General features: G+C 67.8%; 13 protein-coding genes. 9 read left to right on the forward strand and 4 right to left on the reverse strand.

Annotated elements, in window-relative coordinates; translation table 11 throughout:
• Both BLU74_RS04665 and ligA read right to left on the reverse strand, forming a co-directional pair.
• Entirely contained in the window at nt 1-243 is a 243-nt protein-coding gene (locus tag BLU74_RS04665; protein WP_089765708.1) for a hypothetical protein, read from the reverse strand.
• A 75-nt stretch (nt 244-318) separates the two neighbouring features.
• The gene (gene ligA, locus BLU74_RS04670; RefSeq protein WP_089765710.1) at nt 319-2,445 is read right to left on the reverse strand and encodes an NAD-dependent DNA ligase LigA; all 2,127 of its coding nucleotides are present in this window, start codon (nt 2,443-2,445) and stop codon (nt 319-321) included.
• Between the two features lie 170 nt (nt 2,446-2,615).
• On the opposite strand from ligA, the gene BLU74_RS04675 reads away from it, so the two are divergent.
• Nucleotides 2,616-3,821, forward strand: coding sequence for a pyridoxal-phosphate-dependent aminotransferase family protein (locus tag BLU74_RS04675; RefSeq protein ID WP_089765713.1), 1,206 nt, complete (start codon nt 2,616-2,618; stop codon nt 3,819-3,821).
• 58 nt (nt 3,822-3,879) lie between these two features.
• Here BLU74_RS04675 and BLU74_RS04680 read toward each other — a convergent pair whose 3' ends face one another.
• Nucleotides 3,880-4,446 carry a sugar O-acetyltransferase gene (locus BLU74_RS04680; RefSeq protein WP_089765715.1) on the reverse strand — a complete coding sequence of 189 codons (567 nt, stop codon included), beginning with the start codon at nt 4,444-4,446 and terminating at the stop codon, nt 3,880-3,882.
• Nucleotides 4,447-4,585: 139 nt separating this feature from the next.
• Between BLU74_RS04680 and BLU74_RS04685 the strand changes: the two genes are divergently transcribed.
• The 8 genes from BLU74_RS04685 (at nt 4,586) to BLU74_RS04720 (ending at nt 12,851) form a co-directional block, all read left to right on the forward strand.
• Complete coding sequence (locus tag BLU74_RS04685) at nt 4,586-5,938, forward strand: O-acetylhomoserine aminocarboxypropyltransferase/cysteine synthase family protein (protein ID WP_089765717.1); 1,353 nt, start codon at nt 4,586-4,588, stop codon at nt 5,936-5,938.
• The gene (gene metX, locus BLU74_RS04690; protein ID WP_089765719.1) at nt 5,935-7,140 is read left to right on the forward strand and encodes a homoserine O-acetyltransferase MetX; all 1,206 of its coding nucleotides are present in this window, start codon (nt 5,935-5,937) and stop codon (nt 7,138-7,140) included. The genes BLU74_RS04685 and metX overlap by 4 nt, the downstream gene beginning before the upstream one ends.
• Nucleotides 7,141-7,186: 46 nt before the next feature.
• Entirely contained in the window at nt 7,187-7,546 is a 360-nt protein-coding gene (locus tag BLU74_RS04695; protein ID WP_089765721.1) for a hypothetical protein, read from the forward strand.
• A 127-nt stretch (nt 7,547-7,673) separates the two neighbouring features.
• Nucleotides 7,674-8,978 (forward strand): O-acetylhomoserine aminocarboxypropyltransferase/cysteine synthase family protein, encoded by a 1,305-nt coding sequence (locus BLU74_RS04700; RefSeq protein WP_089765723.1) that lies wholly within the window; start codon nt 7,674-7,676, stop codon nt 8,976-8,978.
• Between the two features lie 69 nt (nt 8,979-9,047).
• Complete coding sequence (locus BLU74_RS04705) at nt 9,048-10,205, forward strand: inorganic phosphate transporter (protein ID WP_089765724.1); 1,158 nt, start codon at nt 9,048-9,050, stop codon at nt 10,203-10,205.
• Nucleotides 10,206-10,344: 139 nt separating this feature from the next.
• The gene (fer, locus tag BLU74_RS04710) at nt 10,345-10,734 is read left to right on the forward strand and encodes a ferredoxin Fer (RefSeq protein ID WP_089765727.1); all 390 of its coding nucleotides are present in this window, start codon (nt 10,345-10,347) and stop codon (nt 10,732-10,734) included.
• A 137-nt stretch (nt 10,735-10,871) separates the two neighbouring features.
• Entirely contained in the window at nt 10,872-11,237 is a 366-nt protein-coding gene (locus BLU74_RS04715; protein WP_089765729.1) for a NifU family protein, read from the forward strand.
• Between the two features lie 66 nt (nt 11,238-11,303).
• Nucleotides 11,304-12,851 carry a sulfatase gene (locus BLU74_RS04720; protein WP_089765731.1) on the forward strand — a complete coding sequence of 516 codons (1,548 nt, stop codon included), beginning with the start codon at nt 11,304-11,306 and terminating at the stop codon, nt 12,849-12,851.
• A gap of 124 nt (nt 12,852-12,975) precedes the next feature.
• Here BLU74_RS04720 and BLU74_RS04725 read toward each other — a convergent pair whose 3' ends face one another.
• Entirely contained in the window at nt 12,976-13,182 is a 207-nt protein-coding gene (locus BLU74_RS04725; protein ID WP_004978121.1) for a cold-shock protein, read from the reverse strand.
• Nucleotides 13,183-13,781: the final 599 nt, after the last annotated feature.

Below are 13,781 nucleotides of genomic sequence, written 5' to 3' on the forward strand. Positions count from 1 at the left end.
TCAATCCGCGCCCGTACTCGGAGCGCTCCCCCAACTTCCGAGCCACGTCAACACGGCCGCCAGCGCCACGACGGCACCCGACACGCCGGCGAGTGCGAAGATCGGGCCGTCCTGGTAGCCCGAAGTCATATATCCGGTATCGGCGAGGGCGACGAGGCCGACGCCGAGCAGGAAGACGATGGCCAGTAACAGGCGGCGGATCGAGCGGAGCAGTGCGGTCGTCTCGGCGGTCTCGGAGGGCACGGTCCCGCTTCGTGCACCGGCCGTAAGAATCCACGCTCGTCGCTTGTCGTGGAGTGATATCGATCCGCCCCGGTCTCACTCCGCGGGCGGATACGCGATCCCGTGCTCGGCCAGCAGGTCGGAGAACCCATCTTCGTCGAGCGTCGGCACGTCGTTGGCGTCGGCGTCCGCGCGCTTCGATCGGCCCGGATTCTCGCCGACGACCAGATAGTCCGTGTTCCCCGAGACGCTCCCGGTCGCGCTCGCGCCGTGGCGTTCGACGAGCGCCTGCGCGTCCTCGCGCGTGATCGCGAGCGAGCCGGTGAAGACGAACGTCAGCCCGTCGAGGGCGTCGCCCCCCTCGGCGGTCTCGACGGGCTCGGGATCGACGCCCAGTTCGCGGAGTTCTTCGACGACCGCGCGGTTGCCCTCGTTGGCGAAGAACTCCGCGACGTGTTCGGCGACGGTCGGTCCCACGTCGTCGACGGCCTCTAGGTCGTCCGCCGCCGCGTCCATCACGGCGTCGAGCGTGCCGAACTCGCGGGCGAGGTTTCCCGCGGTGTGCTCGCCGATCTCGGGGATCCCGAGCGCGACGAGAAAGTCCGGGAGCGGCGGCGACGTGGTCGCGTCGATGGCGTCGACGAGGTTCTGCGCGCTCGTCTCGCCCCAGCCCTCGAGAGCGGCGAGGTCGTCGGGGTCGAGCCGATAGAGGTCCGGCAGCGACGACAGGAGGCCCGCGTCGACCAGCTGTTCGACCCGTTCCTCGCCGAGGCCGTCGATGTCGAGCGCCTGTCGGCTCCCGTAGTGGACGATCGCGCGGACGAGTTGCGCGTCGCAGGTGAGGCCGCCGGTGCAGAACGCCAGCGGGCCGTCGCGCTCGACGGGGCTGCCGCAGACCGGACAGGCCTCCGGGAAGTCGACGGTGCCGTCCGCTCGTTTCTCGGTCACCTCGGCGACCTCCGGGATGACGTCGCCCGCGCGGCGGACCCGGACCTCGTCGCCGACGCCGACGCCGAGGCGCTCGATCTCTTCGGGGTTGTGGAGCGACGCCCGCGAGACGGTGACGCCGCCCACGTCGACCGGATCGAGGAGTGCGACCGGCGTGAGCCGACCGGTCCGACCGACCTGGACGACGACGTCGGTGACGCGAGTGATCTCCGCCCGCGCCGGGAACTTATACGCGAACGCCCAGCGGACCGCACGGCTCGTCGCGCCCAACTGCTCGCGGGCGTCGCGGGCGTCGACCTTGATGACGGTCCCGTCGATCTCGTAGTTCAGATCCGCTCTGTCGGCGAGGAGGTCGTCGCGGTACGCGATCGCGTCCTCGATGGAATCGACGACGTCGACCCGGTCGTTCACGTGGAGGCCCCACTCCCGCAACCGATCGAGCGTCTCGTGCTGACTGGCCGGGACCTGGCTGGCGTCGAGGACGTCGTAGAAGTAGCAGTCCAGCGGCCGGTCCGCGACGACTGAGGGGTCGAGCTGACGGAGCGTCCCCGCGGCGGCGTTCCGCGGGTTCGCGAACGGATCGTCGCCGCGCTCGACGCGCTCGCGGTTGTGCTCACGGAACGCGTCGCGGGGCATAAACACCTCACCGCGGACGGCGAGCGTCTCCGGGGGGTCGCCGCCGAGTCGGAGCGGGACCGAGCGGATCGTCCGCACCTGTGCGGTGACGTCGTCGCCGACCGCGCCGTCGCCGCGGGTCGCCGCGCGGACGAACGCCCCGTCTTCGTAGACGACCTCGACAGAGAGCCCGTCGAACTTCGGCTCACAGACGTACGCGACGTCACCGACCTCCTCCCGGACGCGGCGGTCGAACTCCCTGAGGTCGTCGGCGTCGGTCGACTGTTCGATCGAAAGCATCGGCGCGACGTGTTCGACCGTGTCGAGTTCGTCGATCGGCTGTCCGCCGACGCGCCGGGTCGGACTCGCCTCGCGGTCGAGGTCGAACGCCGCCTCCAGTTCCCGGAGGCGCGCGAACAGTTCGTCGTACGTGCGGTCGGCGATCAGCGGGTCGGCCCGCACGTAGTAGCGATGGTCGTGCTCGCGGATCGCCGCACGGAGCGCTGCGGCCTGTGATTCGGCCTCCTCGCGTGGCAGTTCTTCGACCGGCGTGAAGTCGGTGTCGGGGTCGCGGAGGTAGGGATTGTCGGGGGCGGCGTGCGCGACCGCTATCGCGTCGCCGTCTGTCGACTCCGCCCGCTGCCCGGCCTCGTCGCTCATCTCGGTTCGAACCCCGTGCGGCGCGGAGTTAGATGCTTCGTCGACGGTCCGCGTCGGGGTCGGCCCGCGGACGCAAACCGATACTCGATTCCGGGTGAAGCGCCCGGCGAGCCCGCACTGTGCCGGCGGAAACCCGTATCGCTTATCCCGGCGCGCCGCAATCGCCGGGTATGGAAGAGGACTTCCTGCTCCTCAACCCGGGCCCGGTGCCCGTCACCGACGAGGTGGCGGCAGCGATGGACGAGCCGATGGTGTCGCACCGGTCCGCGGCGTTCGAGGCGGTCTACGAGCGAGCACAGGACGGTCTCGACTACATCTTCGAGGAGTCCACTCTCGACGGAACGTCCACCGCGACCGCCGGGGGCGGGACGACGCTCCTCCTCAACGGGACGGCCACGATGGGAATGGAAGCCGCCGTCGCCAACCTCGTCGGGGATGGCGGCCACGTGGTCGCGCTCGTCAACGGGAAGTTCGGCCGGCGCTTCGCCCGCATCGCCGAGCGGTACGCGGACGTGACGCGCGTCGAGGTGCCGTGGGGCGAGTCGATCCCGCTCGCAGACGTCAGCGCGGCGGTCACCGACGACACCGACGTCGTGACGATGGTCCACAACGAGACCAGTACGGGCCTGCTCAACCCTGCTGCCGGTGTCGGTCGCATCGCGTCCGAGCACGACGCCCGGTTCGTCCTCGACGGCGTCACCTCGATCGGCGGGGACGTCTTCTGCCTGGACGCCTGGAACGTCGACATCGCCGTCACCGACGCACAGAAGGCACTGGCGGCTCCCCCGGGGATCAGCGCGATGTACGTCACCGAGGAGGTCGAAGCCGACCTCGACGGCGAGTCCGCCCCCTTCTACGAGGACCTGGACTGGCACCTCCGCAAGGCGGATTCCCACCAGACGCCGTTCACGAGCGCTGTGCCGCTGTTCCGCGCGATGGCGGTCGCTGTCGAGGACATCGTCGAGGAGACGATGCCGGCCCGCATCACGCGACACCGGACGCAGGCTGCGGCCTTCCGTGCCGGCTTCACGGCGATGGGGCTGGAACTCTTCGCCGACGCGCAGGACGCGACTGTCCTCTCGAACACCGTCACCGCCGTCTCCCTGCCGGATCCGGTCCGCGGCGACGACGCCGACGCGTTCTTCGACGGCGTCGCCGAGCGGAACGTCAGCATCTCCGGGGGCCAGGCGCACCTCGGCGGGACCATCTTCCGCGTGAGCAATATGGGTGGCCTCCCCGACAGCGCGATCCTCCGCGGCGTCCGGACCGTTGGCGAGGCGATGGACGACGCGGGCGTCGAGGTCGACGTCGACGCCGGCGTCGCGGCCGCTCGCAACGAACTCGACGTGGCCGAACCGGCCTCGGCGGACGACTGAGCGGCCGATGAGCGGTCACCGACCGCACTGATTCTGCGGCAAACGGCGTCTGGGACGGTCAGCCCTCCGACGACAGTTCCGTCGTCACCGTCGCCGGGTTCCCTTGCACGACCACGCCCTCGGGGACGTCGCTCGTCACGACCGCGCCCGACCCGACGACGCTGTCGTCCCCGACAGAGACGCCGGGGTTGAGTACCGCTTGTCCGCCGATCCAGACGTTATCGCCGACAGTGACCGGCTCACCGTACTCTAAGCCGTCGGCCCGCTGCGCCGGGTCCAGCGGGTGGGTCGCGGTGTAGATGTGGACGCCCGGACCGAGCAGGCAGTCATCGCCGATCGTCACCGGGCACACGTCCAGGACGACGCAGTCGACGTTCGCGTAGCACGCGTCCCCGACGTGGATGTTGTCACCGTAGTCGCAGCGGAACGGCGGTTCGATGCGACACTCCTCGCCGACTGTTCCGAGGAGTTCCTCGAGCAGTTCCCGTCGGCGGTTCGTCTCGGTTGCCGCCGTCCGGTTGTACTCCTCCGTGAGCGCCCGCGCCTCGTTCCGGGCGGCGACCAGGTCGGGGTCGTCGGCGTCGTACAACTCGCCACGGAGCATCTTCTCGCGCTCGGTGTGCATACGCGCTGCCCCGTCCCGGAGCCCGATAGCTGTTTTGCGAGTCCGTGTCGTGGCCGTGACAGCTGGGGCCGACCCGCACGCGCTCCGGGCGTAACCGACGGTTATAAGCCTACAAGAGAATATGCATAATATACATAGTATGGTCGATGGGCTCCACACCCGGAGTCTCCACGCCGGTCAAGAACCGGACGAGACGACGGGCGCTCGCGCGCCGCCGATCTATCAGACCACCTCCTACGCCTTCGAGGACGCCGATCACGCCGCGGACCTCTACGCGCTGGAGGCCGACGGCGACGTCTACTCGCGGATCTCGAACCCGACGACGCGGATGCTCGAAGAGCGACTCGCGGCGCTGGAGGGCGGTGTCGCCGCGGTCGCGACCGCCTCGGGGATGGCCGCGCTCGACTCGGCGACGAGCATCCTCGCGAGTGCGGGCGACAACGTCGTCGCCGCCGCCGATATGTACGGCGGGACCGCGACGTATCTGACCAAGATGGCGACGCGCCGCGGCGTCGACGTCCGGGTCGTGGACACGCTCGACTACGAGGCCTTCGCCGACGAGATCGACGAGAACACCGCCTTCGTTCACGTCGAGACGATCGCCAACCCGTCGCTCAAGACGCCCGACTTCGAGCGCCTCGCCGACGTGGCGCACGCCGCGGCCGCCCCGTTGTTCGTCGACAACACGTTCGCGACGCCGTACCTCTGCCGGCCGATCGAACACGGCGCGGACCTCGTCTGGGAGTCGACGACGAAGTGGATCCACGGTTCGGGGACGACCGTCGGCGGCATCCTGGTCGACGGCGGGACGTTCCCCTGGCAACACGCCGACTACGACGAACTCTCCGGCGAGAACCCCGCGTTCGGGATCGACTTCGTCGAGCGGTACGGCGCGGCGGCCTTCGCCAACGCGGTCCGTCAGCGCGCGCTCCGGACGCTCGGCAATCAGCAGTCGCCGTTCGACGCCTGGCAGACGCTCCAGGGGCTGGAGACGCTTCCGCTCCGAATGCAGCGGCACTGCGAGAACGCCCGCACGGTCGCCGAGTTCCTCCGCGATCACGAGGACGTCGCGTGGGTCTCGTATCCCGGATTCGAATCGCATCCGACTCACGAGAACGCGACGCGGTATCTCGGTTCGGACGAGACCGGAGCGAGCCCCGGAGAGCGCGATTCGCCGACGTACGGCGGGATGGTCACGTTCGGCCTCGACGCCGGTTTCGAGGCGGCCAAGCGGACCTGCGAGGAGACCGAACTCGCCTCCTTCCTCGCGAACATCGGTGACGCGAAGACGCTCGTGATCCACCCCGCGTCGACGACACACGCCCAGTTGAGCGAGGCCGAACAGCGCGCCGCGGGCCTCAGTCCCGAGATGCTCCGCCTCTCGGTGGGGATCGAGGACGCGGCCGACGTCGTCGCAGACCTCGACCGCGCGATCCGATCGGCGACCCAAAGCGTTTCGGGCGGGAGTGCGAACTCGGGGGAGAACGAATGAAAACCGACAGCGGAACCGTCGAACTCGGACGGTTCGACTTCGCGTCCGGCGACGAGATCGAGGCCCTCGAGGTCGCCTACGAGTCGTACGGCGAGTTCGACGGCGACAATGCCGTACTCGTCTGTCACGCGCTCACCGGGAGCCAGAACGTCGCGGGCTATGGGTCTGAGACCACCGGACAGGCCCGCGCGTGGTGGAACGACATCGTCGGTCCCGGGAAGGCGATCGACACCAACGACTACTACGTCGTCTGCGCGAACGTCCCGGGGTCGTGCTACGGCACGACGGGGCCGGCCTCCGAGGATCCGACGGGCGAGGTGTACGGCACCGACTTCCCGCCCGTGACCGTCGCCGACTGGACGCGTGCGCAGCGCCTGCTTCTCGACGAACTCGGCGTCGGACGGCTGCACGCGGTCGTCGGCGGGAGCGTCGGCGGCATGAACGTCCTCGACTGGGCGAAGCGTTACCCCGACGACGCCCGCTACGTCGTCTCCGTGGCGGCCGCCGCGCGACTGGACGCGCAGTGTCTCGCGCTCGACGCCATCGCCCGGCGCGCGATCACGACCGATCCGGACTGGAGCGGCGGCGAGTACTACGACACGGCGGCGACGCCGACGGACGGCCTCGCGCTCGCGAGACAGATCGGCCACGTGATGTACCTCTCGAAGTCCTCGATGGAGGGCAAATTCGGCCGACGCGCCGCCGGCCGCGACGCCCGCCGGGACTCCTTCCCGTCGGATCCAGCGGCCGCGTACTTCCCGTACCGCGACGTGGAGTCGTACCTCGATTACCAAGCCGAGAAGTTCGTCGATCGCTTCGATCCCAACTCGTATCTGTATCTCACCCGCGCGATGGACGATTACGACCTCGCGGAGGGCTACGAGGACGACGCCCGCGCGCTCGCCGCCTTCGAGGGCGAGGCGCTGTTGCTCTCGTTCACCGGCGACTGGCACTTCACGACCGAGCAGTCCGAAGCCGTCGCCGACGCGTTCCGCGAGAACGACACGCCGGTCGCACACCACGTCATCGAGTCGGATCACGGCCACGACGCCTTCCTCGTCGAACCGGAGAAGGTCGGCCCGCCGCTTCGAGACTTCCTCGACGCCGGCATCGAGGGGCGCGCCGTCCACGACACCGACGCCGGCGATACGGAGACCGGCGGCGACTTCGCGCCCGTCCACGCCTCGCTGTTCAGCCAGTGAGCGCCGAACCCGAACGCACTTTTCGATCCGCGCCGACTCCGTAGCTATGACTCCTCCCGCATTCGTCGCGCGGCTCGTCGGCCTCCTCGTCGCCGTCGCCGGCGGTGTCCTCGCGTGGGCCGGCCTGCTCGCGCCGACCACCGGCGCGCCCGGTGTCGAACTGCTCGCCCGTGGCGGCCCCGGCCCTGTCGTCGGGATCGTCGGCGTCGCACTCCTCCTCGCGGGCGTCGCCGTGCTCGTTGACCGGGGCCGTTCGATCGCCGTCTCGATCGGCGGCATCGCACTCGTCGCCGCGGTCGTGCTGGTCGCCGTCGGCAGCCACCCACCCGCGAGTGCGCTCGGGATCGGGGCCGTGGCGGTGGCTGTCCTCCTCGCGGGCGCATCGATCGGCGGGCGGCCTGCCTGAGCAGTGGCGATTCGGTCGACAGTCGACCCGAGCAGTGCGCGGTGCTGATCGGCGGACTGTGTCGCAGATAGCGGCGGAAATTGCACACGTCACGTCGGTTAGGACATCCCTCCGAGAAGACCGCGGTATGGCAGACGACGACAGCGAGAAGCCACTCGGGTTCGGGTCGCGGAGCCTCCACGCGGGACAGGAGCCCGATCCGGCCACCGGCGCGCGGGCACAGCCGATCTATCAGACCACCTCGTACGTCTTCGACGACGCCGAAGACGCCGCGGGGCAGTTCGCGCTGGAGAAAGAGGGGTTCATCTACAGCCGGCTGATGAACCCCACGGTCGCGACGCTACAGGAGCGCCTGGCCTCGCTCGAAGGCGGGATCGGCGCTGCGGCGACGTCATCCGGGATGGCCGCGCTTGACCTCGCGACGTTCCTCCTCGCGTCCGCCGGCGACAACATCGTCACGGCGTCGTCGCTGTACGGCGGCACCTACACCTACTTCACTCACACCGTCGAGCGTCGCGGAATCACGACGAAGTTCGTCGACACGCTCGATTATGCGGCCTACGAGGAGGCCATCGACGAGGACACCGCCTACGTCCACCTGGAGACGATCGGGAACCCGGCGCTCGTGACGCCCGACATCGAGCGGGTCGCCGAGATTGCCCACGACCACGACGTCCCGCTGTTCGTCGACAACACGTTCGCGACGCCGTACCTCTGCCGGCCGATCGAACACGGCGCGGACCTCGTGTGGGACTCGACCACGAAGTGGATCCACGGCGCGGGGACGACGATCGGCGGGATCCTCGTCGACGGCGGGTCGTTCCCGTGGGCCGACAACGCCGAGAAGTACCCCGAGATCGGGGCCGCCAACCCGGCCTATCACGGCGTCAACTTCGCCGAGCGCTTCGGCGATGCGGCGTTCACCTACGCCGCCATCGCGCGCGGCCTGCGGGATCTCGGCAACGCTCAGTCGCCGTTCGACGCGTGGAACACGCTCGAAAAACTCGAATCGCTGCCGATGCGGATGGATCGTCACTGCGAGAACGCGATGGCCGTCGCGGAGTTCCTCGCGGACCACGAAGCGGTCTCCTGGGTCAACTACCCCGGCCTGGAGAGCCACGAGACCCACGAGCAGGCCGCCGAGTATCTGGACGGAGGCTACGGCGGGATGATCACCTTCGGGCTCGAGGCCGGCTACGAGGCCGCCCGCGACACCGTCAACAACGTCGAACTCGCCTCGCTGCTCGCGAACGTCGGCGACGCGAAGACGCTCGTGATCCACCCGGCGTCGACGACGCACCAGCAGTTGACCGAGGACGAACAGGCCGCCGCGGGCGTCACCCCCGATATGGTCCGCCTCTCAGTCGGCATCGAAGACGTCGACGACATCATCGCGGACCTCGAACAGGCAATCGCGGCCGCGACGCACTGAGCCGCCGCCGGCGCTCTGAGCGCCGCCCTCGATGGTGACGTTTTTTTCTTCGTCCGCTGAACGAAGCGTGTGATCGAACCGCTTCTGCTCGTCGGGCTCTTCGTCGCGGTGTTCGTCGGTTTCAACATCGGCGGCTCCTCGACCGGCGTCGCGTTCGGCCCCGCGGTCGGGAGCGGCCTCGTCTCGAAACTGGGTGCCGCCGCGTTGATGACCGGATTCGCCCTCTTCGGCGCGTGGACGGCCGGCCGCGAGGTGATCGAGACGATGGGGGGCCAGATCGTCCCCCAGAGCCAGTTCACTCTGGCCGCGAGCGTGGCCGTCCTCTTCTTCGTCGGACTCGCACTCCTGATCTCGAACACCTTCGGCGTCCCCGCATCGACGTCGATGACGGCCGTCGGCGCGATCGCGGGGCTGGGCATCGCCTCCGGGACCCTGAACGAAGCCGTGATGCTCGAGATCGTCTCGTGGTGGATCGTCGCGCCCGTGATCGCCTTCTGGATCTGCGCCGTGATCGGCCGGTACGTCTACCCCTACCTCGACGCCACACTGAAACTCGACCGCTCGCCGGGGCCGATCCTGACGGTCCATCGAGCGGACGCCGTACCGCGTCCGCGACTCGGCCCGAACACGACGCCGCGGGAACTCGGCAGCGTCGTCTTGGTCGTGCTCATCGCCTGTTATATGGCCTACTCAGCGGGGGCGTCGAACGCGGCCAACGCGGTCGCCCCGCTCGTCGGCAACGGCGCGGTGTCGATAGACAACGGGATCTTTCTGGCGGTCGGCGCGATCGGCCTGGGGGCGTTCACCATCGCGCGCCGGACGCTCGACACCGTCGGGAACGACCTCACCGAACTCCCGATCCTGGCGGCGCTCGTCGTCGAGACGGTGTCGGCGTCGCTGATTACGATGCTGTCGTATCTCGGGATTCCGGCGAGCCTCGCGGTCTCGGCGACGATGTGCATCGTCGGACTCGGCTGGGGGCGAGCGACCCGGACGGTGACGTTCGGCGAGGCGCTCGGCGGCGACACCCCGGAGTTCTCCGTCGACGCGCTGACTACCGAGACGGCCGACGAGGTGCCCGCGATGGGCGAAGAGACCTCCGGCGACCTCGCCGGGACGGACCTGTTCGATCCGGGGACCACGGGCCGGGTGATCTTCTTCTGGATCCTCACCCCGAGTCTGTCCGCCGCGGCGTCGTACGTCCTGTTCGCCGCCGTTCCGCTGTGACGGTCGCGGCCCCGTTCGTCACGGCCGACACCCGTCGAAAATGGCCGTCGTTGACCCTCTAACTGTTGCACGTGGTCGATGCGGGGCTGAAAACTGAACAGCAAAGTCTAATTGGGTGGCATACAAACCATCGGCTGAGATGCCTACCGTAGAATACCTCAACTACGAAGTGCTGGACGACCAGGGCTGGGATATGGACGACGACGATCTCTTCGAGAAAGCCGCCGACGCCGGCCTCGACGACGAAGACTACGGCTCGCTTGAAGTCAACCAGGGCGAGTACATCCTCGAAGCCGCCGAGGCGCAGGGCTACGACTGGCCCTTCTCGTGCCGCGCGGGTGCCTGTGCGAACTGTGCGTCGATCCTCAAGGAGGGCGAGATCGATATGGATATGCAGCAGATCCTCTCCGACGAGGAGGTCTCCGACAAGAACGTTCGTCTGACCTGCATCGGTTCGCCGGCTGCGGAAGAAGTCAGGATCGTCTACAACGCGAAGCACCTCGACTACCTCCAGAACCGCGTCATCTGAGGTCGTCACGAGGCGACCGAGTTGCACGGCGGACCGACCGATCTCTCATTTCTTGCGCGGACCGGCTCGACAGTCCGAACGTTCCGCGAACTGCATCGAACCAAAGGCCTAAGCCCATCGGCACTGAATAGATAGCTATGAGTACGGACGCTGCAGGCGGCGACGACGACCTGAAAGAGCGTGTCACGAACTTCCTGCGCCGGAACTTCCCACAGATCCAGATGCACGGTGGGTCGGCCGCGATTCAGCACCTCGACCGTGAGAGCGGCGAGGTGTCGATCCAACTCGGCGGCGCGTGTTCGGGCTGTGGCATCTCCCCGATGACGATCCAGGCGATCAAGAGCCGGATGGTCAAAGAGATCCCCGAGATCGAAACCGTCCACGCCGACACCGGTATGGGTGGTGGCGGCGGTGGCCACGAGGACGGAATGTCGCCTTCGTTCCCCGGCGAGACGTCGGACGACGAGAGCAGTAGCGACGAAGGTCCGCAGGCCCCGTTCTAATCCGGGCCTTCGACTTCCCGACCCGGGACCGGTGATTCTTTGATGTCCAGGCCGCGAGGGGTGGATATGTCCACCGAATCGCCCGAGAACGTCCTCTTCGTGGTGATGGATACGGTCCGGAAGGACCGCCTCACCCCCTACGGGTACGACCGCCCGACGACCCCGAATCTCGACGCGTTCGCCGACGAGGCGACCGTCTTCGAGCACGCGGTCGCGCCCGCACCGTGGACGCTGCCGGTACACGCCTCGCTGTTCACGGGGATGTACCCCTCTCAGCACGGCGCAGACCAGGAGAACCCGTATCTGGAGGGCGCGACGACGCTCGCGCAGACGCTGTCGAACGCGGGCTACGACACCGCGTGTTACTCCTCGAACGCGTGGATTACGCCGTACACCCACCTCACCGACGGCTTCGACGAGCAGGACAACTTCTTCGAGGTGATGCCCGGCGACTTCCTCTCGGGGCCGCTCGCGCGCGCCTGGAAGACGATGAACGACAACGAGGCGCTCCGGGCGATCGCGGACAAACTCGTGAGCCTCGGCAACACGGCACACGAGTACTTCGCCGGCGGGGAGGGCGCAGACTCGAAGACGCCCGCGGTGATCGATCGGACGCAGGCGTTCATCGCCGACAGCGACCGCTCGTTCGCGTTCATCAACCTGATGGACGCCCACCTGCCGTATCATCCGCCCGAGGAGTTCGCTGCCGAGTTCGCCCCCGGCGTCGACTCCACGACGGTCTGTCAAAACTCCAAGGAGTACAACGCGGGCGCTCGGGACATCGACGAGTCGGAGTGGGCGGACATCCGGAACCTCTACGACGCCGAGATCGCACACATCGACGCCCAACTCGGGCGGTTGTTCGACTGGCTGAAAGCCGAGGGGCAGTGGGACGACACGATGGTCGTCGTCTGCGCCGACCACGGCGAACTCCACGGCGAACACGACCTCTACGGGCACGAGTTCTGCCTGTACGATCCGCTGGTGAACGTCCCGCTGCTGGTCAAACACCCCGCTCTCGACGCGGATCGGCGAGACGACCAGGTCGAACTCGTGGACCTGTATCACACGGTGCTCGACGCCCTCGACGTCGACGGCGGGACGCCCGCGGCAGGGGGCGACGCGGCCGTCGCGCTCGATCGGACGCGGTCGCTGCTCTCGGACGCCTACCGGGAGTTCGAGGGCGTGCCCGACGCCGATCGCGATCCTGGCCAGCGCGGCGACGGCGCGTATGCGTTCGTCGAGTACTCCCGCCCGGTCGTCGAACTCAAGCAGTTGGAGGAGAAGGCGGCAAGTGCCGGGATCTCGATCCCGGAGGAGTCACGGTTTTATTCGCGAATGCGAGCCGCGCGTCGGACCGATGCGAAGTACGTCCGGATCGACCGGATCGACGACGAGGCCTACCGACTCGACGCCGATCCCGACGAAACCGACAACGTCGCGGGCGCGGGCGACCCCGAGATCGAGGCAGTGAGCGAGACGCTCGCGGACTTCGAGTCGGCGGTCGGCGGCGCGTGGACCGACGCGCTCGACGACGACGTCTCCGACGACACCGTCGAGGAGATGGACGAAGACGCACAGGAACGCCTCCGCCAACTCGGATATCTGGAGTAACTGTCGCAGAGCGAGGCGGACGTCGCCTTCAGCACCACCAAATGAGAGAGCCTTGGCTGGGACGTGTAGTTGTGTGAAAAGTCAAATCGTCGGTCACCGCTGACGCGACGAGTGTGCTTCGACGTTACTGCCGGACGACGTTCGCTGCGCGCGGGCCCTTCGGCGAGGACTCGATGTCGAACTCTACTTCAGTACCCTCGGTGAGATCCTCGCCGCCGACGTCTTCCATGTGGAAGAAGACGTCTTCGTCGTCGTCGAGGTCGCCGTCGTCAGTCGAGATGAAACCGTAACCGCCTGTGTCGTTGAAGAAGTCAACCTTACCGTGTGCCATTGCATACAAGCGTACAGCGGGCTGAGGGATAACCCTTCCGAGGGTCGCGGTACCACGACCCGGCACTGGGGTTCCTGGCCCTGCCGAATCGCTAGATTAGCCGACAACGGGAGGCTGATGCCCGAGAACGGACTTTCGTGCGCTGCGTGGTAGCAACTGATTCGACTAACGTCGCCAGTAGGCGACGATGTCCCGATTGCGTGGCTGGATTACGCTTCGAGAGAGGAAGCGGACCCACCGCAGCGAGTACTGGCGCCGCGCGCAGTATTGCCCGGAGAGTTGTCGGCTTTGTCGGCATCGGGAGCGAAATCCGGGCCAGTGCGATCACTGAACTCTCGAAAAGCGTCTGGCTGGTGGTGGTCCTGACCGCGCACAGCGTAAACCGGTGAGACCGTGTGTGTCGGCGTGGTGAAATACCACGACTATCGCGACCTACTCCTCGTCCGATTGCTCGTCGGCGGGCGATTGCCTCTGATCGAGCAGCGTCTTCGAGACGCGGGCTGATTCTGGTCCCGCGACTACTTCTGATCGACCCCTGTCGCGGTCGACTACTTCGTTGCTGTATGGTCGACTGGGAGTCGCTGCCCTCGTCCCGTCGG

The sequence above is a fragment of the Halobellus clavatus genome (assembly GCF_900107195.1).
GTDB lineage: Archaea > Halobacteriota > Halobacteria > Halobacteriales > Haloferacaceae > Haloquadratum > Haloquadratum clavatum.

Bases quoted from the DNA above. Each gene is read 5' to 3' on its own strand.
- ligA (WP_089765710.1), bottom strand. From the start codon at position 2,445: ATGAGCGACGAGGCCGGGCAGCGGGCGGAGTCGACAGACGGCGACGCG.
- BLU74_RS04675 (WP_089765713.1), top strand. From the start codon at position 2,616: ATGGAAGAGGACTTCCTGCTCCTCAACCCGGGCCCGGTGCCCGTCACC.
- BLU74_RS04680 (WP_089765715.1), bottom strand. From the start codon at position 4,446: ATGCACACCGAGCGCGAGAAGATGCTCCGTGGCGAGTTGTACGACGCC.
- BLU74_RS04685 (WP_089765717.1), top strand. From the start codon at position 4,586: ATGGTCGATGGGCTCCACACCCGGAGTCTCCACGCCGGTCAAGAACCG.
- metX (WP_089765719.1), top strand. From the start codon at position 5,935: ATGAAAACCGACAGCGGAACCGTCGAACTCGGACGGTTCGACTTCGCG.
- BLU74_RS04695 (WP_089765721.1), top strand. From the start codon at position 7,187: ATGACTCCTCCCGCATTCGTCGCGCGGCTCGTCGGCCTCCTCGTCGCC.
- BLU74_RS04700 (WP_089765723.1), top strand. From the start codon at position 7,674: ATGGCAGACGACGACAGCGAGAAGCCACTCGGGTTCGGGTCGCGGAGC.
- fer (WP_089765727.1), top strand. From the start codon at position 10,345: ATGCCTACCGTAGAATACCTCAACTACGAAGTGCTGGACGACCAGGGC.
- BLU74_RS04715 (WP_089765729.1), top strand. From the start codon at position 10,872: ATGAGTACGGACGCTGCAGGCGGCGACGACGACCTGAAAGAGCGTGTC.
- BLU74_RS04720 (WP_089765731.1), top strand. From the start codon at position 11,304: ATGTCCACCGAATCGCCCGAGAACGTCCTCTTCGTGGTGATGGATACG.
- BLU74_RS04725 (WP_004978121.1), bottom strand. From the start codon at position 13,182: ATGGCACACGGTAAGGTTGACTTCTTCAACGACACAGGCGGTTACGGT.